Below are 19,723 nucleotides of genomic sequence, written 5' to 3' on the forward strand. Positions count from 1 at the left end.
AACTTTCGATTTGACTTTTTGAGTTAGTACTTGCGTATTGGTACTAAAACCGCCTTCTAAAAAGGCGGTTTTTTACTAAATAAAATCATTAAGTATTTGTTTCAATTTTAACAAAGGTCTGCTATCCAGAACAGACGCATCATGATAAATGACTAAGCGACTGTTATATTCTTTTATTGGCGTTTTTTTTATTCCATTGAGGTTATAGTACTGTGCTAATTTGTTGGTGAGCAATGCATGGCCGTCACCATTTTTTACTTTGTAGATCAAAGAGGAAAGATCGTAAGTGTGTTCAACAAAGTTAATGTCACGTAAAAAATCTCCTAAAATTTTTGAAAATATATTTTTCAGGAAATTAATATAAATATCTTTGCAGACGAATACGTTATTATTTGATGGGATAAATGGTGATAGCATGAGCAAGCCTCCGGTTGTCAATAAGGATTTATTTTCATCCGGAATGTCAATTATGTCATTGAAAGTTATAAATATTTTGTTTTCATTTTTAAGAGAGAATAGGTTCTCAGGTGTAATAATTGTGTGTTCAACGCGGAATTCAATACCTGGCGCCTCAATAAAATCGCGTAAGAAATTTACAAAACTCAAAGGAAAATAACTGTCGAAAATTATCTTATATGATTTTACCGTTTTGTTTTGCTCCAGCTTTAATAAATCTTCGTATATCGGTTTGCATTTTTTATAATATTCTATTGCCAGAGGTGTGGGTATTAAATCGTTATGTTTTCTGATAAATAATTTGCCGTCTAGATGCTCTTCAATTTCAGTGATTGCTTTGCTTAATGGTGAGCGTGTGATACACAATGCTTCAGAAGCACTGGCAAAAGAACGCTTTTCCATAGCCATTATAAAATATTTTAACTTTTTTGAAATGAAAATACCCATATCTATTTACTCGGCAATAATTAGTAATAATTCTAGTCTTTATTTACAGGAAATTCTAATTTGAAATTTTTATCGAAAAAAATTTTTTTTGCCGTTTTTAGTGCAAAAAGCGATAAGTATTGACGTTGCTTTAATAAATAATAGTGTGTGACTATCAATTGTATTATTTTAATAGATGATTGTTATGAATATTGAGGTGTTTTCTGGCTGATTTATTTTTATACAGAAGAAATAAATGCATTATATTCAATAGGAATAGCGCCCTTCACGCCAGAGAACTCATCCCCCGTCGTCTCATTGGCTCGAATCGGGCTCACGCGTGCATCTACCGTTTCAGCATTTTGAGACGATTCGCATACTCCGACTACACCGTCACGCCTGCTATTAATAGCTTCACATATTGCTGCAGCATCAGCTTCCATCCAGGCTGCAACACGCTGAAGCTCAATGAAGCTGTTTTCGCTGATACTGGTGAACCCTCTGCTTAGCTGTTGAGCAACTTGTAGAGGGGGGGGCGAGCAGTTTATCGTTAAGGTGGGAGCTCTTCTTCACCGCTGGCGGGCAAGGATGTCTTCCTGGTTTATTCTGCGGATCGCCAGTAAAGCATTTGAGGACAGACTACCCGGAAGATAATTAACGGAGGGGTTGAGGCGGGATTTGAGTTCACTGCAACCATGTTCATAAAGCTGACCAATCAATAGATCCAGTAGTCATTCACGCAGCGTTTTGCGTTTGCAGAGCGGGTAAGGGCATAATCCATTACTTTAATGATTCAGCGGGTATTTTTTATCCCGATAGTGGTGAGTGCTCGTGGCTTTTGCATTACAGTTATCCCAATAATTAATTGAATTTATTAGGGAAAATAAAGTTTGTGGCTGGTTGGTTTTTGGTCGACTGACCGATCGGTCACAGCACAGACATTTAAACCGTGGATGCAAGAGCACAACTTCTTAAGGGGGTTCTGTACCAGTCTACAGTCTGCATGACTGTAGACTGGTACAGATGATTGATTGGTCGGCACAAGAGAATTAGAACCTTCGACACCCCATGGCGCCGTTTTTAAATGACTGAAAGCCGCACCATTACCGGATGCCGTTGATCCTGGAATTGCAACAGATGATGAGAAAGCGCAGCTCGACGAATGGAAAAATATAGGGTGGTAAATCGGATTGATGCCTCAAATGCTGACTTGCCGGAAAAACCAGCTCAGCGATAAAAAATATAGCTATGTAGCAGAAACTGCTGCTATATATAACATATAGCAGCAATGGCTATTTTTTGATGTTTAATTGTATGATTTTATTACGGGTAAATGACGGCTGAGGTCCTGGAACTCAATACTTCCATTGGCTTCATAGACAACATACAGTGTTTCTTTATCTGTATTTTTACGATATGAAAGACAAGAGTAACCCGCCCCACTGGCATTACCGACTTTCGGATAAAAATCATCAATTAACTTTACTTCCCCGGAGTATAGATTGTGAACGTAGAGAGAGATATCACTTCTGGTATAGTCATTATTCTTGTTCTGCGCGGATGAGTGAGCCGCGACAAGTTTATTGCCTGATGGAATAGTAATTGTTGAACCTTGTACTCCATGATTCCTGTTGTCAACCTTCTTGTCCATCGGTGGAAATTCAGCCCATGTTTTTCCAAAATCTTTTGTTTCAAAAGAACGGCGGAGGCCAGAGTTTCTGATGTTATTAACCAAAGAAGCATTAAATTCTATGATGTTATTTTCTGAACCAAAACCCTCACAGTATCCTGATGGCAATGACCATGTTATGCCATCAGTGGAGTATATGAATGATGTATTTAGAACTGTGGTGATATTTTTAGTACGAACCATTTGTACCGGGAAAACCAGTTTACCGTCATTTAGCTGAATACCAGATCCAACACCGCCAAGCATTGCAGATATCGTTCCATTTTTAGTTACTATATCATGGATGTTCGTTTCTACCTTTGAAAAGGTAACGCCATCATCAGTTGATTTATATAAAACCAAATCCCAGTCAGTATCTGGAGCTTTATCTCTGTATGCGCCCCATGTTTTATCATTATTATTCCATTTCCCGACCATGACGAAGATTGTTTCGCTTCCCTGAATATTCGCCACGATGCACGTGGGATCCATGACGCGGGAAAGTTTACTGTTGACACGGTCATTATAAATCGCAATTTTTTTACTCCATGTTTTCCCACCATCTATGCTACGGGCCACTGCTGTGTCAATAAAGGACTGATCGCTGGCAGTGTTATGGCGCGCATCAGCAAATACAACAATGGTACCTTTTGAGGTTGTACACATTGCTGGAATTCGAAAATATTTGGTTGTTCCCCCAGAGCCGCTACCGACAATAGTGTTGCCTTTCTGATCAGTAAAATGCTCACCTTCAGCTTTAAAAACCACGGATTTTTCTACAGTCATACTCTTTCCTTCCTTAATTAATTGATGTGTACATATATCCAGTAGTGGATATATGTACAGTATTCTGCGATTAAGTAGATGTCTGGTCAAACATATTATTACCGTTATTGCTGTTTATGTGACGAATAGCACAGAACCGTCTTTTGAGGTAATTCTCTTCAAAAGGTTAGTACGGTAATTAAATGATGATTAATTATTCCATCAATTTATTAAAGAATCGAACAAGCGGTTGACCACTATTTATGATGTAGGGCTATTGATGCGATACAGAAAATTTATAAAAGCCATAATTTGAGTTCATAATAAAGTGGTTACAGTTGCGTCCGACAGTTCAGTTAATTCCCATAGACGGTGGCTGTCGATCTATACCTATCGGCAGTGAGGACAGGCTCGACATATAGGACAACCAAAATCACACTGCGGTACGCTTATACCATTATGGGAAATATTCTGATCTATACAAAAAATACAGGAAATGCGACTGCAGGGCAGGATAAACAATTTAACTGTGACATACCGGTGGTGATACTCAGATTAAATATATTAAATTTACCGGATTTAATGCTGTTCTGAATGCATTTCCTCCGCAGGTCCACTGTAGCCTGTACCTGAAAACAGCGAAGGTGGATGATACTCATCGGCTGCCCAGATTCAGCCGGGGGTCAGAAACAGGTCATTACGTAATATACGATAATATATTACGGATAACAGCCTGGGGAGGTGGCACGGGGGAAACCGTTAACTTCATATCCAAATGGTGTTTTTTGTAAAATGTTATGTTATAACATTTCTTTTTTTACAATTCTTACACCATGATGAAATTACCAACCATTCACTGTTATCCCATTTTTGTGCTTTGTATGCCCGCCTTCAGCCATGCGTCCTCTCCCGCAGAGGACACTATGACCATTACCGCAACCGGGACCGAAATCTCAGCTTTTGAGGCACCTTCTGTCGTCAACGTGATTGATAATCATGCGGCTTATACCCGGACAGCCTTTACCGCCGGCGATTTTCTTCGGGGCATTGCCGGTATCACCCCCGTGGGGGTCGGCAGAACCAACGGACAAACATTTAACCTGCGGGGTTATGACAAAAGCGGTGTGCTTGTTATGGTGGACGGTGTCAGACAGGACAGTGGGATGGATAAAAGCAGCGCCACTTTCCTGGAGCCGGCATTAATCAAAAAAGCGGAAGTCGTCAGGGGACCAATGTCCAGTCTCTATGGCAGCGGAGGCCTTGGTGGGGTCATCAGCTACCAGACCGTCAGTGCCGCAGATTTACTGGAAAATGGCCGGCATGCGGGCTGGCGCATTTTTTCCTCCGGAGCAACGGGCGATCGCAGTCTGGGAGGCGGTATTTCCGCCTTCGGTCGTACCGACAACTTTGACGGGCTCCTGTCCGTAATTAAACGCCAGCGGGGAAATATTCGACAAAGTGACGGCGGAACCGCCCCTGATGACGAGAAGCCTGGGGCTCTGCTCGCAAAGGGCCTCTATCAGTTCGATCATGCTCAGTCTTTAGGCGGCAGTATCCGACTCTATGATAATACATCAGAAGAACCCGGTAACCCCACACTGAGTCGCGCGGGCAACGGCAATCCGGCGGCGTATTTACGGCATATCACACAACGCGATGCGCAGTTGAGCTATAACCTGCATCCTGCCGATCAGAGCTGGCTGGATCTGGAAACCCGTCTGTATACCTCAGACGTCCGGATTAAGGCCAGGCCTGATGGCCGGGAAAGTCAGAACCGCCAGAGCGTAACCTACGGCATGAAGGTCCTTAACCGTAGTGAGATTCAGACACAGACAACAGCCCATCATTTCTCCTGGGGAGTCGAGTATTACCAGCAGCGCCACACGCCTTCCGGAGCCGAAACGCGTTATCCGGAGGGCAAAATTAATTTTTATTCCGGCCTGTTGCAGGATGAAATCACTCTGCGGAATTTTCCTGTCTCACTGGTGACGGGTATCCGTTACGATCATTACCAGAGTATCAATCCCCAGTACGGGGAACTGACGGCCGGGGAATTATCGCCCAGAACGGCACTGACCCTCAGTCCAACTGAATGGCTCACCATATATGGGTCCGTTTCTTCCGCATTCAGGGCACCGACAATGGAGGAAATGTACCGGGATGGCCTGCATTTTTATGCCCGCGGCCGGCCTAATTACTGGGTTCCAAATCCCGATCTGAAACCGGAGACCAATACTTCTCAGGAAATAGGGGCCGGACTGCGTTTTGTTTCATTGTTTGCGGAAGATGATGAGTTTCGGCTGAAAGGCAGCTATTTCAGTACGCATGCCAGAAATTACATTGCCACACGAGTCGATATGCCGGGAAAACGAACCTACTCCTATAACGTTCCGCGCGCCAGAATCTGGGGCTGGGACGTTCAGGCGGCTTACGCCACCCGGTGGTTTAACTGGGATTTGTCATATAACCGAACGGAAGGGATGGATGATGCCAGCCGGGAGTGGCTGGGAACGCTGAACCCGGACACGGTTGTCAGCACTCTGGCACTCCCCCTTCCCGGTCAGGGACTCGCGGCGGGATGGCGCAGTACCTTTGTTGCTCCCGCCCGTCACGTAAAAGCAGATGCAGAAACACAGCCCGGATATGCCCTGCATGCATTCTCGCTTGATTATCATCTTCCTGACACTAAAGCGGGGATGACAGCGTCTCTGGTGCTGGATAACGCTTTTAATCAGCAGGCTTATAGCGTACAGGGGCTACCGTCTCCCGGGCGTTCACTGAATTTCTTTCTGAGTTACCAATGGTAAAAGGAATAACATCAAATGAAAACACTACCCGTTTCAGCCACGTTTCTTCTCTCCCTTATGGCTTTCAGCGTGCGGGCGCACGATGTCTGGGTGACGTCTCATTCTGAACAGAGGGAGGTTGTGGCAGTGATTGGTTACGGTCACCATTTTCCAGACAGGGGAACGCTGCCTGGCAGAAAACATTACTTCTCCCTTCCCCGACTGACGGATGGAAAACAGATCATCACACTGCAGCCCACACGGGAGGCCTATATCTATCGGGCTGAAAATATCCCGGTACCAGAAAGCTATATTATTACCGCCAGTATGAAACCGACGTTCTGGTCCCGTACCTCAGCAGGCTGGAGGGCTGCCGATAAAAAGCAGCGGCCGGATGTGACCTACTGTGAATTTGCCACAAAATATGCCCGGACCATCACAGGCACCGGAGGTCCGGCTGATATGGCTGTCATAGCCCAACCGACAGGCCAGGAGCTGGAGATCATTCCTGTGACGAATCCGCTGAAAGCTAGCGAGCATCCTGCAAAATTCAGGATAATGTATAAAAACGTCCCCCTGGAGAATGCGGAAGTGGAGATCAACTCTGCGGAGTATGTTTCTCAGCATCACCACGATCACCGTTCTCACAGAAACACAGTTGAACATCATGAGCATGCCTCGCAAATGATATTAAAAAGTGATGCAACAGGGATTATCACCGTAAATCAACTGCCTGCCGGAGAATGGCTGTTGTTAACAAAGCAGAAATCGGCTTACAGCGATATTTCCCGTTGCGACGAAACGATGACTGCCGCGACACTGTCCTTTACCCGTAGGTAACCCTGTTACCCGCATTGCCTTATTCTAACCCCTTATAATGGGGTACTAGTCCGCCAGATCCGGCATGATTACTGCCCCCGGTGATCTATGAACCGGGGATGTCACCGGGTCTGGTGGGCGCAGGGGATCGTCAATAGGGGGCAGGTCAGGAATATTTTTCGGGGCAGTTTGTAACGTGGATGCCGGCAACCATCATGATCGGAGAAGACCTGCTTCAGGCTAAGTAACAGGTTTAATTAAATCTGCTCCCTGATTTTTCACATTTACGACAGCCCGGGTTACAGCGTGGCATAGGAATTTATCAGCCGGTTACGTATTAAGCAGTACAGAAGCTATCCGCGACTTCACCAGGCAATTTGGAGTCAAAAAAAGAGCGACTACCAGCGGATGAAGACGGGTATCGTCGTGCTCCGTCGGTATTTGGCATGATCAGTGTGTCATTAGCGATGCAAGATCAGGGGAGTTTGACGGGAGTCAGGTGATGTAATCTGCTGAATTGATGTCCTGTAATAGATGAATGGCCTCGGGGGTTTTTCCCCGATAGCTCCCGAAATCTTCCCCGTACAAAAAACAGACATAAAAAAACCAACCTTAAGTGGTTGGTTTTTCTAAGGGATTTTGGTCGGCACGAGAGGATTTGAACCTCCGACCCCCGACACCCCATGACGGTGCGCTACCAGGCTGCGCTACGTGCCGACTTGTGGGTGCTAATACTACCGCTTTCCATCGCGAATGCAAGGGGAGGCGGTGCTAACTGATTTATAATTAATCAGTTAGCGATAAAACGTTTCTCATCTGTCAGCACTTGCAGCAGCAGACTGAGCTGCGGCTTCTGATCTTTGATCTTTTCGCCGTGTAAGTCATATGTCTGATAATTACCGTTATTATTGAGCACCAGGGTCATTTGCGGCGTCGTAATTGCCAGTGTACTACCGTCTGCCGCCGTTACCCAATTATGGCGACGTGGAACGGTAAAGATGTCCTGGCCCTGTGAATATTCGTTCGCTGGCGTACTGACGTGTAACAGGCGTTGCATCAACGTAGTCATCACATCGGTATGGTCGGTAAGCACATTAATATGCTGCGCAGGCGTCCCCGGCCAGTGGATCACCAGCGGCACTTGCAGATGTCCTCGCGACCAGGCGAAGCGGTTTTCTTCCGGCGTTAGCGGTATGCCGCGACCAGCGGTAATGATCACGACGGTATTGTCGAGTTTACCGGCCTCACGCAGTGCGTTCAGAACCCGACTGATTTGCGCATCCACGTCGCTGGCGGCGCTGGCGTAGCGTTTAACAAAATTCTTCTGATTGCTGTCATCAATGTTAGTACCGTTAAATGATACCCATGAGAACCAGCGGTTATCTTCCTGTGCATAGCGCCCAAGCCAGTCTATCCACTGGCTGGCCGTCTGCGCATCAGACTGCGTCTGCGCTGCCGGCATCGAAAAATCGGACAGTAATGCCTGCCGGTAAAGCGGGCTGGTGAAGCCATCCGAGGAAAACAGTCCCAGTTGGTAGCCTTGCTGATTCAACGCGGTAATGAGCGCCGCAGGCGTTCTGGTGGATAACACGCCATCCATGTAGCCCGGCGATACACCATAAAATAGGCCGAAAATACCGTTGTCAGTGGTATTCCCTGAACTCATGTGACGGGTGAAGTCGATGTTTTGTTCAGCGAATTTAGCCAGCTCCGGCATCTGTTTCTCAAAGCGAGAATAGTTCAGGCCGTCTACAGTAATGAGCAGCACATTCTGACCGGTGCCCATGTCGCGATAGTGCAAATCGCTGAGCGGGTACTGTACAGAGACCGCTTCCGGATTGCCTTGCTCTACCAGACGGCGCTGATACTCCTGCGCATCCAGCAGACCGTGTTTTTCAAGAAAACGTCGCGCCGTCATCGGATAAGAGAGCGGCAGGTTTGCCCGCTGCATGGTAATTGGTCGATAAAAATTAGCGTCTGCCCAGATGTAGATAAGGTGCGATGCGATAAAGGAGACGAAAAAGAATGCCGCAAGCGGCCTTGCGAAATGGCGGCGGCGCGTGAGGCTGCGCAGCTTTTGCCAACTCCATGTCGCAAATAACATCTCAATCAATAAGATAACCGGCACGCTAATAAACATAAGCTGCCAGTCGCGCGCCATTTCGTTCTGGTCAGGGTTGATGACCAGCTCCCAGACAATGGGATTAAGATGCAGGTGAAAACGGGTAAAGACCTCGCTGTCGATAAGCAATAACGTCATACCCGCCGTCGCCAGAATAGCCGATAAAAACCGCATCAGCCGCTGGGACATCACGATAAACGTGAGCGGAAAAAGAATAAGCAAATAGGCGGCGAACACCAGAAAGCTAAAGTGCCCGACAATGCTCAGGTAAGAGTATATACGACCTGCAAGCGTTGTCGGCCAGTCGGCGACAAACAGGTAACGGCTGCCGAGCAGCGTAGCCAACAGTATATTGAACAGAGCGAACCAGTGCCCCCAGCTAACCATCTGGGAGACTTTTTCACGGTAGCGCTGACGATGAGTTACCATACCTGTCGCTTGTTTCTCCGGAGTCGGCTTTTTAGTGCGCTTTGTCTTCGCTAATCGAAGACTGCAATGCGCGGGCAAAAGAGTTCGCAATCGCCTGGCGTTGAGCTGGCGCAACGCTGGTATTGATAAGGTTGGTGACCATGTTTCCCAGCACCATCAGGGAAAGATCGGTCGGCGCCTTATGTTTTTCCAGTACGCTGAGCAGTTCGCTCAGTAATTGTTCAACATGTTCATCACTATAGCGGGAGAGTTGTGGCATAAATCAAAATCTGTTTGTTCATGAAAGGGCAACATATTACCGTAGCAACAGTTTTTTTTCTGCATTTTTATCCCCTAAATCATTCGCGTTACGGATAACGCCTGAAATGACAGGGCGATCGGCTTGCGTCTTCCGGCAGGCGGTGGTTGAATACCGCCCGGTCTTAAAGGAGAGTTTATCATGAGTCTGGATATCAACCAGATTGCCCTGCACCAGCTTATCAAGCGCGATGAGCAAAATCTTGAGCTGGTCTTGCGCGATTCATTGCTGGAGCCGACAACCACCGTTGTCGAGATGGTGGCTGAACTGCATCGGGTCTATAGCGCCAAGAATAAGGCGTATGGCCTGTTTAGCGAAGAGAGTGAACTGGCGCAAGCGCTGCGGTTGCAACGTCAGGGGGAAGAAGATTTTCTTGCCTTTAGCCGGGCGGCGACCGGACGCCTGCGGGACGAACTGGCGAAGTATCCCTTTGCGGACGGCGGCATTGTGCTGTTCTGCCATTATCGTTACCTGGCGGTGGAGTATCTGCTGGTTACGGTACTGAACAACCTGAGCAGTATGCGGGTAAATGAAAATCTGGACATTAACCCGACGCATTATCTTGATATCAACCATGCGGATATCGTGGCGCGTATCGATCTTACCGAGTGGGAAACTAATCCGCAATCGACCCGCTATCTGACGTTTCTCAAAGGTCGGGTAGGGCGCAAGGTCGCTGACTTTTTTATGGATTTCCTCGGTGCCAGTGAAGGGCTGAATGCCAAAGCGCAGAATCGAGGCCTGTTGCAGGCGGTAGATGATTTCACCGCAGAAGCGCAGTTGGATAAAGCAGAACGTCAGAACGTGCGTCAACAGGTTTACAGCTACTGTAACGAACAGTTACAAGCCGGGGAAGAGATTGAGCTGGAATCGCTGTCGAAGGAGCTTTCCGGCGTCAGTGAGGTAAGTTTCAGCGAATTTACCGCCGAAAAAGGCTATGAGCTGGAAGAGAGTTTTCCGGCGGATCGGAGTACGCTGCGCCAGCTAACGAAATATGCCGGCAGCGGCGGCGGGTTAACCATTAACTTTGATGCGATGCTACTGGGCGAGCGGATTTTCTGGGACCCGGCAACCGATACGCTGACTATCAAAGGGACGCCGCCGAATTTGCGCGATCAGTTGCAGCGGCGCACGTCGGGCGGAAAGTAACCTAAGTGTAGCGCCATCAGGCAATGCCGGATGGCGGCGTCTTATCCGGCCTACAAAAACCAAAAACGCCATAAAAAAACCCCGCCGGAGCGGGGTTCTTGCAACGTGTCGACAATTACGCGCGAACGAAGTCGATGTGCTGCAGCTTTGGTTTGTAAGCGTGACGCTGTACAGCCTGAGCTTTAACTTTTACTTCTTTACCGTCAACAACGAGGGTCAGAACTTCGCTGTAGAATTCAGCTTTAGCTTGCATGTTCATCACCTGGTCGTGGTCCAGTTCGATAGCAATCGGGGCTTCAGAACCGCCGTAGATGATTGCCGGGAACTTGTTAGCGGCGCGCAGGCGGCGGCTCGCACCCTTACCCTGCTCTTTACGTACTTCTGCGTTGATAGTAAACATTTAAATCTCTCTTTAATAATTCCTGCTACAGGCGACCCAGCAACAGGTAAGTGATCTGCTTTGCGTATGCAAAAGCGGGCGAGATTCTATACTCAAATCGCCGTTACATCAATGAAAAGTGCGATTAACCACGTAATTCGTGCGCCCGGCGGAAGCGGCCTTCATAGTCGAACACTTTTTCACGCACCTGCCAGTACTGGCCTTTCATCCGCGCGACCACAAAATCGGGATGCCGCAACAGCGCCTGCTGTGCGACAATATCCGCCGCCGTGATCCAGCGTAAAGGAACGCCGGGCGTGCGGGTATGCGGGCGAATAAATAGCTGTTCGAAAGCGGTACGCTGGGCGGGCGTGTGTAAGCGGAAGCGCTCACTGACATCCGCGCCGTCCTCGTCATAGTAAGTGATTTTCAGCCATTCGCCTTTCTCATCCTGCCCATGCTGCATTGTCATTCCGCTACAGCGCAGGACTAGCGCATCCTTGAGCCTGAGCGCCGCTTTTAACATATCGTCCGGATCGACCAGAATGGCGTCACATTCCCGGCAGCGTCGGGCGGCAATATCGTTTTCGGCATTACACTGTGGGCAGTTTTTAAAGCGGAAGCGAAAATCGCACTGCTCGCGATGACCGTCATCATCGTCAAACCAGCCCTGGCAGCGACGGCCAAAGTGTTCAATCAGCGTACCGTTGGTAGTGGTTTTCCCCCAGAAGGTGTTGGCAAAGCCGCAGGCCGGGCAAAATACCTGGACAGGGACGTTATCGCTTTTTCCTTTCGGGCTGCCGACCTCCGGAGCATACAGGTCGTGCGGGTTACCAGCGTAATCAAGAATCAGGCAATCGGTCTTTCCCGGCGCAAGGCGCAGACCACGCCCGACAATTTGTTGGTAAAGACTAACTGACTCGGTGGGGCGCAGAATCGCGATGAGATCAACGTGCGGGGCGTCAAAGCCGGTGGTCAGCACCGAGACGTTAACCAGATAGCGAAAACGCTGCGCCTTGAAATCATCAATCAGCGCGTCGCGCTCGGGCCCTGGCGTATCGCCGGTAATCAACGCCGCGTCGTCCGCCGCAAGCAGGCCGACAATCTCTTTCGCATGTTCGACCGTGGCGGCGAAAATCATCACGCCTTTGCGCGTCTGCGCAAATTCCATAATCTGGCTGATGATGTGCGGCGTAATCCGTTGCTGCTTTTTCAGCTCGCGGTTCAGGTCGGCTTCGCTGAACAGCCCATTGCTTTGGGCCTGCAGGCGGCTGAAATCATATTGTACGACCGGCATATCAAGACGCTCCGGCGGCGTCAGATAGCCGTGTTTAATCATATAGCGCAGCGGCAGTTCATAAATACAGTCGCGAAACAGAGCGTTCTCGTTGCCGCGCACCATACCGTGATAATGAAATTGATAAATCCAGCCTTTTCCGAGGCGGAAAGGCGTGGCGGTTAGCCCAAGCAGACGTAAGTGAGGATTAACTTTACTCAGGTGAGTGAGGATTTGCTGATACTGACTATCTTCAGCGTCGCCGATGCGGTGGCATTCATCGACAATCAACAGCGAAAACTCCTCCTGGAAGGCGTCAAGATTACGCGCCACCGACTGTACGCTGCCGAACACGACCTTACCTTGACTTTCTTTACGTTTGAGGCCGGCGGCGAAAATATCCGCTTCCAGCCCCAGAGCGCAATATTTGGCGTGGTTCTGCGCGACCAGCTCCTTCACATGCGCCAACACCAGTACCCGTCCGCGGGCGACGCGAGCCAGTTCGGCGATCACCAGGCTTTTACCTGCGCCGGTCGGCAGAACAATCACGGCAGGGGTACGGTGGCGGCGAAAGTGGCTGAGCGTGGCGTCTACGGCTTCTTGCTGGTAGGGGCGGAGTGTAAAAATCATGGTCTCACTACATTAAACGGTTCCGGGAATAGTATGCCATGAATCATTTCCCTTGAGGGATATAGTTAGCCCGCTATACTGAGCGGATAGCAATTTCCTTTTTTCGGGTAGAATGCCCGATTTCCGTATTCTTACAGGCTAAATCACATACATGCGACTTGATAAATTTATCGCTCAGCAGCTTGGCGTCAGCCGCGCTATTGCCGGGCGTGAAATTCGTGGTAACCGCGTTACCGTCGATGGCGACATCATTAAAAATGCGGCCTTCAAACTGCTCCCGGAACATGCGGTTGCGTATGACGGTAATCCCTTAGCGCAGCAACACGGGCCACGCTATTTTATGCTTAACAAGCCGCAGGGATACGTTTGTTCAACCGACGATCCCGATCATCCAACGGTGCTGTATTTCCTGGATGAGCCGGTGGCGTATAAGCTGCATGCCGCAGGACGTCTGGATATCGATACTACCGGTCTGGTGTTAATGACAGATGACGGTCAGTGGTCGCACCGCATTACGTCGCCGCGCCATCATTGTGAAAAAACCTATCTGGTGACCCTGGAGACTCCGGTGGCAGACGATACGGCGGCGCAATTTGCTAAAGGTGTGCAGTTGCATAATGAAAAAGATCTTACTAAACCCGCTACGCTGGAGGTGGTAACGCCTGTGCAGGTCCGTCTGACCATCAGCGAAGGCCGTTATCATCAGGTGAAGCGCATGTTTGCCGCGGTAGGCAATCACGTTGTGGAACTGCACCGCGAACGGATTGGCGCCATTACGCTGGATGAGAATCTGGCTCCCGGCGAGTATCGCCCGTTGACTGAAGAAGAAATCGCCAGCGTCGGCTAACTATCTCGTTAAATTCAGGAGCTCGATGTGACTACCCGGCAGCACTCTTCCTTTGCCATTGTCTTTATCCTTGGCCTTTTGGCCATGTTAATGCCGCTGTCGATTGATATGTATCTTCCAGCGCTGCCGGTGATTTCTGCACAATTCGGCGTGCCTGCCGGTAGCGCGCAGATGACGCTCAGCACCTATATTCTGGGGTTTGCGCTGGGTCAGCTTATCTATGGTCCGATGGCGGATAGCCTCGGGCGTAAGCCAGTCATCCTGGGCGGGACGCTGGTGTTTGCCGCAGCGGCGGTCGCCTGTGCGTTGGCGCAGACTATCGATCAACTGATCGTGATGCGTTTCTTTCACGGTTTGGCGGCAGCGGCGGCAAGCGTCGTCATCAATGCGCTGATGCGGGATATTTATCCAAAGGAAGAGTTTTCGCGCATGATGTCGTTTGTCATGCTGGTCACCACGATAGCGCCGTTAATGGCGCCCATTGTCGGCGGCTGGGTGTTGGTATGGTTAAGCTGGCACTATATCTTCTGGATACTGGCCATCGCGGCGATTCTGGCGTCAGTCATGATCTTTGCTCTGATTAAAGAGACGCTTCCCGTTGAGCGGCGTCAGCCTTTTCATATTCGTATCACAATAGGTAACTTTGCTGCATTGTTTCGCCACAAACGCGTACTGAGTTATATGCTGGCGAGCGGGTTTAGTTTTGCCGGTATGTTCTCTTTTTTGAGCGCAGGGCCATTTGTCTATATCGAAATTAATCATGTTCCGCCGCAGGATTTCGGCTACTACTTCGCATTGAACATCGTATTCCTGTTTGTGATGACGATTATCAACAGCCGTTTTGTCAGACGAGTAGGGGCGTTAAACATGTTTCGGGCCGGGCTATGGATTCAGTTTGCGATGGCGGCGTGGATGGTTTTCAGCGCGCTGATGGGCATTGGATTCTGGGCGCTGGTGGTCGGCGTTGCGGCGTTTGTCGGCTGTGTGTCGATGGTTTCGTCCAATGCGATGGCGGTCATTTTGGATGAGTTTCCGCATATGGCCGGAACGGCATCTTCGTTGGCGGGCACCTTCCGTTTTGGTATTGGCGCCATCGTCGGCGCGTTGCTGTCACTGGCTACCTTTACCAGCGCGTGGCCGATGATCTGGTCGATTGCGCTTTGCGCCGCCTGTTCCATTCTGTTTTATCTCTACGCCAGCCGTCCCAAAAAACGGTGACCGGCGTGGTGTGTCCCTCAAATGACTGGCGAAGAACGCGCAGGAAGCGTTGAGGGACGCTATCAGCTACACGATGGCAAAGCCAAACGGCTTCCGTAGTTGATGTATATCAATTACCAATTCATCATTTCCCTTCTTTATGTTTATTTTATGTAAAATCCATTTATGTAAAAAGTCACATCATTGTAGTTAAAAAGGTTGAGTTAGATCGCAGAAACGGGTACATATAGCCCGCCGTTATCTCCGCGCCGGTAAAAATATTTTAACACCCGCTTGCTGTAGAGCCACTGACGGAGATACGGGCGTTAGCAATCTGTTTAAGGACGGATTGTCAATGATGTGTTAATATTGATGTAAATAAATTGTGAAGTAATTGTGCTTCCGGGGAAAGAAAGTGAATACATTACAGCTCTCAATTGTTCATCGCCTGCCGCAAAACTATCGCTGGTCGGCGGGTTTCGCGGGGTCAAAGGTTGAACCGATTCCGCAAAACGGGCAGAGCACCGAGAATAGTCTGGTGGCGCTTAAACTGTTGAGTCCGGCAGGCGATAGCGCGTGGTCGGTGATGCATAAGCTCAGCCAGGCGCTAAGCGATATTGAAGTCCCTTGCTCCGTGCTGGAGTGCGAAGGGGAACCATGCCTGTTCGTTAATCGTCAGGATGAGTTCGCCGCCACCTGCCGGTTGAAAAATTTCGGCGTGGCGATAGCGGAACCTTTTTCTAACCATAATCCTTTTTAAGCGTCAGCTTAACGCGAGTAGCTGACGCGTATACGCCTGTTGCGGTGCGGTAAACACGCGCTCGCATTGCCCCTGTTCAACGACTTCCCCCTGCCGCAGCACGATAACCTGATGACACAGCGCGCGGACTACCTGCAGATCGTGGCTAATGAAGATATAGGCCAGACGATGCTTTTGCTGTAGCGATTTCAGGAGAGCAAGAATCTGCGCCTGAACGGTTTTATCCAGCGATGAGGTCGGTTCATCCAGAATGATAAGCGACGGTTTTAAAATCAGCGCCCTGGCGACGGCGATACGTTGACGCTGGCCGCCGGAAAACTCAGCGGGATAACGATGCCGCGTTTCCGGGTCCAGGCCGACTTCCATCATGACCGCTTCCACCTGCTGTTCGCGCTGCGCGCCTGAAAGCGTGGGCTGGTGGACGCGCAAGCCTTCTTCGATAATTTGCAAGACGTTTAAACGCGGGTTTAGCGATGAATTCGGGTCCTGAAATACGACCTGGATACGGTGGCGAACAGGTAAAAGCTGGCGGCGGTTTAACGTATCCAGCGATTGACCGTCAAATACGATGCGGCCTTCGGAGTGGATAAGCCGTAACAGCGCCAGACCGGTGGTACTTTTCCCCGACCCTGACTCGCCGACCAGACCCAGCGTTTCGCCTGGATGCAGGGTGAAACTGATATTGTTAACCACCACATTATGATCCACGACGCGCTTCAGAATGCCTTTGCGGATCGGGAAGGCGACACGCAGCCTGTCCACTTCCAGCAATGGCGCCTGCCCGGCGGGGAGAGGGACCGGATCGCCTGCGGGTTCGCTGTTGAGTAGTTTTTGCGTGTACGGATGAGTCGGCGCGGATAACAGCGTGTCGGCGCGTTGGTACTCTACGCAATTGCCGTATTGCATTACCGCCACCGAATCCGCCAGTTTTTTTACAATGCTGAGATTATGGGTGATAAACAGCAATCCCATATTGAGCTCGCGCTGGAGTTCCCGCAGCAGGTGTAAAATCTGCGCCTGTACGGAGACGTCGAGGGCGGTGGTCGGCTCATCGGCGATAAGTAATTCCGGCCGTGTTAACAGCGCCATGGCGATCATGACGCGCTGGCGCTCGCCGCCGGAAAGCTGATGAGGATAATCGCGCAGACGCTGAGTCGCCTGGCGGATGCCGACCCGATCGAGACAATTGATAATCTCAGCCCTTGCCGCCTCCCGACGCATTCCCCGATGGAGCGACAGTACTTCATAGAGCTGTTTTTCCAGCGTATGCAGCGGGTTAAGTGAAACCATCGGTTCCTGAAAAATCATGGCGATTCTATTGCCGCGCACGCCGCGTAGCGTCTGCTCGCTGGCATGAAGCAATGATTCGCCGTGAAAACGAATATCGCCGGAGAGGTAGACGACGGGAGGGGTAGGCAAAAGACGCAGAATGGAAAGCGCCGTCACGCTTTTTCCTGACCCGGACTCGCCGACCAGCGCCAGCGTTTCCCCGGCGTTCACCTGTAACGAGATGGCGTTAACGACAGGACGCACGTTCTGTTGCTGACGGAAACCTACCGATAAATTTTCAATTGCAAGCAATGGAGATGTCATCTTATACCGCCCTGGCAGGATCAAAGGCGTCGCGTACCGCTTCGCCAATAAAAATCAGCAGCGATAACAGAATGGCGACAGACAGAAAGGCGGCGATCCCCAGCCAGGGTGCCTGTAAGTTGTTTTTCCCCTGTAAGAGAAGTTCGCCGAGAGAAGGAGAGCCAAGCGGCAGACCGAATCCCAGAAAATCCAGCGACGTCAGAGTAGTGATGGAACTACATAAAATGAACGGTAAAAATGTCAGGGTAGCGACCATCGCATTAGGCAACATATGACGCAGGATAATGTCACGATCGCTGACGCCAAGCGCCTGCGCGGCGCGGATATAGTCAAAATTGCGGGTCCGTAAAAACTCGGCGCGCACGACGCCCACCAGACTCATCCAGCCAAACAGCACGGTTATAGCCAGCAGCCACCAGAAGTTAGGCTGCACCACGCTGGAAAGTAAAATGATCAGAAACAGGGTCGGCATCCCCGACCAGACTTCAATGAGACGTTGTCCCCATAAATCGACTTTGCCGCCATAATAGCCCTGTAACGCGCCCGCCAGTACGCCCATGACGCTGGAGCAAATCGTTAACATCAGGCCGAATAAAATAGAAATGCGGGTGCCGTACAGGATGCGGGCGAAAACGTCGCCGCCATTCGCATCGGTGCCCAGCCAGTTTTTCGCCGAAGGCGGGGAGGGGAAAGGTTGTGTAGTGGCAAAGTTAATGGTATTGGCGCCAAAACGTACGGGCGCCCACAACACCCAGCCCCTATTCTCAAGCTGCCGTTGTAGCCAGGGGTCTTGATAATCCGCTGTTGTCGCCAGCGGGCCGCCGAAATCGCGCTCGCTGTAATTTTTCACCAGCGGAAAATACCACTGGCCTTCATAGCGCACCAGCAATGGTTTATCGTTAGCAATCAGTTCCGCGCATAAGCTCAGGCTGAATACGACCAAAAAAATCCATAGCGACCAGTAGCCCCGGCGATTATGGCGGAAACGCGCCCAGCGCGCCTGATTGACCGGGCTTAATCGCGGCATTATCGTCCCTCAAAATCAATGCGTGGATCGACCAGCGTATAGCTGATATCGCTCAGGATATTCAGTAATAAGCCAATCAGGGTAAAGATATAAAGCGTACCGAACATCACCGGATAGTCGCGCGAAACGGTGGCTTCGTAACCCAGCAGTCCCAGGCCGTTGAGCGAGAACATGACTTCAATCAGCAGCGATCCGGTAAAAAACATACTGATAAAGGTGGCGGGAAAACCGGCGATGACCAACAGCATGGCGTTACGAAATACGTGTTTCCAGAGAATGTTTTTTTCACTAACGCCTTTAGCACGAGCGGTAACGACATACTGTTTACGTACCTCGTCGAGAAACGAATTTTTCGTCAGCATCGTCAGGGCGGCAAAACCGCCAATGACGGTCGCCAACACCGGTAGCGTAATATGCCACAAATAATCGGTGATTTTCTGGTACCACGGTAACGTGTCAAAGTTGGCGGAGACCAGGCCACGCAGCGGAAAGATATCGTAGTAGCTGCCGCCGGCAAAAAAGACGATTAATAAAATAGCGAACAGAAAGGCAGGGATCGCATAACCGATAATGATAAACGCGCTGCTCCACACATCAAAGCGGCTGCCGTTATGGACGGCTTTGCGAATCCCCAGCGGGATAGACACCAGATAAATAATCAGCGTACTCCATAAACCTAAGGTAATAGAGACGGGAAGACTATCTTTGATCAGCGTCAGTACGGATGCGCTGCGAAACAGACTGTCGCCGAAGTCAAAAGAGAGATAGTCCCGTAGCATCTTGAAATAACGCTCATGCAGCGGTTTGTCGAAGCCGTAGCGATGGGTGATCTCCGCGATCACCTCCGGATCGAGCCCTCGGCCGCCGCGATAATGGCTGTCGCTGATATTGCCGACGCCGGTTTGCGCATGACTGGCGCGAACGCCTTCGCCGCTGGCGCCGGGCAACGCGCCGCCCTGACCAAACTCAATTGCGGCAATCGCCTGGTCGACAGGGCCGCCGGGAGCGATCTGCACGATAAAAAAGTTAATGGTAATAATGGCCCATAGCGTGGGGATCACCAGTAACAGACGGCGGATAAGATAGGCGCCCATT

The 19,723-nt window shown here is 50.0% G+C and carries 15 protein-coding genes, 1 tRNA gene and 4 pseudogenes; 8 read left to right on the plus strand and 12 right to left on the minus strand.

What is annotated here, in order from left to right:
* Positions 1-75: 75 nt before the first annotated feature.
* Complete coding sequence (locus tag AC3G3F_RS17955; protein ID WP_023248362.1) at positions 76-903, minus strand: LysR family transcriptional regulator; 828 nt, start codon at positions 901-903, stop codon at positions 76-78.
* A gap of 325 nt (positions 904-1,228) precedes the next feature.
* A pseudogene (locus AC3G3F_RS17960) lies at positions 1,229-1,406 on the minus strand (ISL3 family transposase); the annotation flags it as partial.
* A 567-nt stretch (positions 1,407-1,973) separates the two neighbouring features.
* Here AC3G3F_RS17960 and AC3G3F_RS17965 point away from each other — a divergent pair.
* Positions 1,974-2,119: pseudogene (locus AC3G3F_RS17965) on the plus strand (tail fiber assembly protein); the annotation flags it as partial.
* A gap of 69 nt (positions 2,120-2,188) precedes the next feature.
* Here AC3G3F_RS17965 and AC3G3F_RS17970 read toward each other — a convergent pair.
* Positions 2,189-3,427 (minus strand): sialidase family protein, encoded by a 1,239-nt coding sequence (locus tag AC3G3F_RS17970; RefSeq protein ID WP_077944553.1) that lies wholly within the window; start codon positions 3,425-3,427, stop codon positions 2,189-2,191.
* 203 nt (positions 3,428-3,630) lie between these two features.
* On the opposite strand from AC3G3F_RS17970, the pseudogene AC3G3F_RS17975 reads away from it, so the two are divergent.
* The 3 genes and pseudogenes from AC3G3F_RS17975 to AC3G3F_RS17985 all read left to right on the plus strand — a co-directional run.
* Positions 3,631-3,738, plus strand: a pseudogene (locus AC3G3F_RS17975) (DNA polymerase V subunit UmuD); the annotation flags it as partial.
* 501 nt (positions 3,739-4,239) lie between these two features.
* Entirely contained in the window at positions 4,240-6,123 is a 1,884-nt protein-coding gene (locus AC3G3F_RS17980; RefSeq protein WP_230327651.1) for a TonB-dependent hemoglobin/transferrin/lactoferrin family receptor, read from the plus strand.
* A gap of 15 nt (positions 6,124-6,138) precedes the next feature.
* Positions 6,139-6,942, plus strand: coding sequence for a DUF4198 domain-containing protein (locus AC3G3F_RS17985; RefSeq protein WP_023248359.1), 804 nt, complete (start codon positions 6,139-6,141; stop codon positions 6,940-6,942).
* 219 nt (positions 6,943-7,161) lie between these two features.
* Here the strand turns inward: AC3G3F_RS17985 and AC3G3F_RS17990 are convergent.
* The 4 genes and pseudogenes from AC3G3F_RS17990 to AC3G3F_RS18005 form a co-directional block, all read right to left on the minus strand.
* A pseudogene (locus AC3G3F_RS17990) lies at positions 7,162-7,251 on the minus strand (SOS response-associated peptidase); the annotation flags it as partial.
* Between the two features lie 310 nt (positions 7,252-7,561).
* Positions 7,562-7,638: transfer RNA gene (locus tag AC3G3F_RS17995), tRNA-Pro, on the minus strand.
* Positions 7,639-7,711: 73 nt separating this feature from the next.
* The gene (yejM, locus tag AC3G3F_RS18000) at positions 7,712-9,472 is read right to left on the minus strand and encodes an LPS biosynthesis-modulating metalloenzyme YejM (RefSeq protein ID WP_070803813.1); all 1,761 of its coding nucleotides are present in this window, start codon (positions 9,470-9,472) and stop codon (positions 7,712-7,714) included.
* Between the two features lie 31 nt (positions 9,473-9,503).
* Positions 9,504-9,731 carry a YejL family protein gene (locus tag AC3G3F_RS18005; RefSeq protein ID WP_001135903.1) on the minus strand — a complete coding sequence of 76 codons (228 nt, stop codon included), beginning with the start codon at positions 9,729-9,731 and terminating at the stop codon, positions 9,504-9,506.
* 180 nt (positions 9,732-9,911) lie between these two features.
* On the opposite strand from AC3G3F_RS18005, the gene yejK reads away from it, so the two are divergent.
* The gene (gene yejK, locus AC3G3F_RS18010; RefSeq protein WP_000050812.1) at positions 9,912-10,919 is read left to right on the plus strand and encodes a nucleoid-associated protein YejK; all 1,008 of its coding nucleotides are present in this window, start codon (positions 9,912-9,914) and stop codon (positions 10,917-10,919) included.
* A 115-nt stretch (positions 10,920-11,034) separates the two neighbouring features.
* On the opposite strand, the gene rplY is transcribed toward yejK, so the two are convergent.
* Together rplY and radD are read right to left on the minus strand one after the other, a co-directional pair.
* Positions 11,035-11,319, minus strand: coding sequence for a 50S ribosomal protein L25 (gene rplY / locus AC3G3F_RS18015; RefSeq protein WP_000494191.1), 285 nt, complete (start codon positions 11,317-11,319; stop codon positions 11,035-11,037).
* A gap of 124 nt (positions 11,320-11,443) precedes the next feature.
* Positions 11,444-13,204 (minus strand): DNA repair helicase RadD, encoded by a 1,761-nt coding sequence (gene radD / locus AC3G3F_RS18020; RefSeq protein ID WP_070803814.1) that lies wholly within the window; start codon positions 13,202-13,204, stop codon positions 11,444-11,446.
* Between the two features lie 151 nt (positions 13,205-13,355).
* Between radD and rsuA the strand changes: the two genes are divergently transcribed.
* The 3 genes from rsuA to AC3G3F_RS18035 all read left to right on the plus strand — a co-directional run bounded on the left by rsuA (position 13,356) and on the right by AC3G3F_RS18035 (position 16,008).
* On the plus strand, positions 13,356-14,051 hold the full coding sequence (gene rsuA, locus AC3G3F_RS18025) for a 16S rRNA pseudouridine(516) synthase RsuA (protein WP_053510511.1): 696 nt from the start codon (positions 13,356-13,358) through the stop codon (positions 14,049-14,051).
* 27 nt (positions 14,052-14,078) lie between these two features.
* Positions 14,079-15,269 carry a Bcr/CflA family multidrug efflux MFS transporter gene (locus tag AC3G3F_RS18030; RefSeq protein ID WP_070803815.1) on the plus strand — a complete coding sequence of 397 codons (1,191 nt, stop codon included), beginning with the start codon at positions 14,079-14,081 and terminating at the stop codon, positions 15,267-15,269.
* Between the two features lie 394 nt (positions 15,270-15,663).
* On the plus strand, positions 15,664-16,008 hold the full coding sequence (locus AC3G3F_RS18035) for a YejG family protein (protein WP_023248354.1): 345 nt from the start codon (positions 15,664-15,666) through the stop codon (positions 16,006-16,008).
* A 3-nt stretch (positions 16,009-16,011) separates the two neighbouring features.
* On the opposite strand, the gene yejF is transcribed toward AC3G3F_RS18035, so the two are convergent.
* From yejF to AC3G3F_RS18050, 3 genes are read right to left on the minus strand one after another with little or no spacing between them, the layout of a single operon-like run.
* Positions 16,012-17,601 (minus strand): microcin C ABC transporter ATP-binding protein YejF, encoded by a 1,590-nt coding sequence (gene yejF / locus AC3G3F_RS18040; protein WP_053510507.1) that lies wholly within the window; start codon positions 17,599-17,601, stop codon positions 16,012-16,014.
* Position 17,602: 1 nt separating this feature from the next.
* Positions 17,603-18,628 (minus strand): ABC transporter permease, encoded by a 1,026-nt coding sequence (locus AC3G3F_RS18045; protein ID WP_001137762.1) that lies wholly within the window; start codon positions 18,626-18,628, stop codon positions 17,603-17,605.
* Positions 18,628-19,722, minus strand: coding sequence for a microcin C ABC transporter permease YejB (locus AC3G3F_RS18050; RefSeq protein WP_000501623.1), 1,095 nt, complete (start codon positions 19,720-19,722; stop codon positions 18,628-18,630). The genes AC3G3F_RS18045 and AC3G3F_RS18050 overlap by 1 nt, the downstream gene beginning before the upstream one ends.
* Between the last annotated feature and the right edge of the window lies 1 nt (position 19,723).

It is taken from the genome of Salmonella sp. FC25216 (assembly GCF_057751355.1).

Excerpts from the sequence above, each read along its gene's own strand:
- rplY (WP_000494191.1), bottom strand. The coding sequence starts at position 11,319 with ATGTTTACTATCAACGCAGAAGTACGTAAAGAGCAGGGTAAGGGTGCG.
- yejK (WP_000050812.1), top strand. The coding sequence starts at position 9,912 with ATGAGTCTGGATATCAACCAGATTGCCCTGCACCAGCTTATCAAGCGC.
- AC3G3F_RS18050 (WP_000501623.1), bottom strand. The coding sequence starts at position 19,722 with ATGGGCGCCTATCTTATCCGCCGTCTGTTACTGGTGATCCCCACGCTA.
- AC3G3F_RS17955 (WP_023248362.1), bottom strand. The coding sequence starts at position 903 with ATGGGTATTTTCATTTCAAAAAAGTTAAAATATTTTATAATGGCTATG.
- rsuA (WP_053510511.1), top strand. The coding sequence starts at position 13,356 with ATGCGACTTGATAAATTTATCGCTCAGCAGCTTGGCGTCAGCCGCGCT.
- radD (WP_070803814.1), bottom strand. The coding sequence starts at position 13,204 with ATGATTTTTACACTCCGCCCCTACCAGCAAGAAGCCGTAGACGCCACG.
- AC3G3F_RS18005 (WP_001135903.1), bottom strand. The coding sequence starts at position 9,731 with ATGCCACAACTCTCCCGCTATAGTGATGAACATGTTGAACAATTACTG.
- AC3G3F_RS17985 (WP_023248359.1), top strand. The coding sequence starts at position 6,139 with ATGAAAACACTACCCGTTTCAGCCACGTTTCTTCTCTCCCTTATGGCT.
- AC3G3F_RS18045 (WP_001137762.1), bottom strand. The coding sequence starts at position 18,628 with ATGCCGCGATTAAGCCCGGTCAATCAGGCGCGCTGGGCGCGTTTCCGC.
- AC3G3F_RS17980 (WP_230327651.1), top strand. The coding sequence starts at position 4,240 with ATGACCATTACCGCAACCGGGACCGAAATCTCAGCTTTTGAGGCACCT.
- yejM (WP_070803813.1), bottom strand. The coding sequence starts at position 9,472 with ATGGTAACTCATCGTCAGCGCTACCGTGAAAAAGTCTCCCAGATGGTT.
- yejF (WP_053510507.1), bottom strand. The coding sequence starts at position 17,601 with ATGACATCTCCATTGCTTGCAATTGAAAATTTATCGGTAGGTTTCCGT.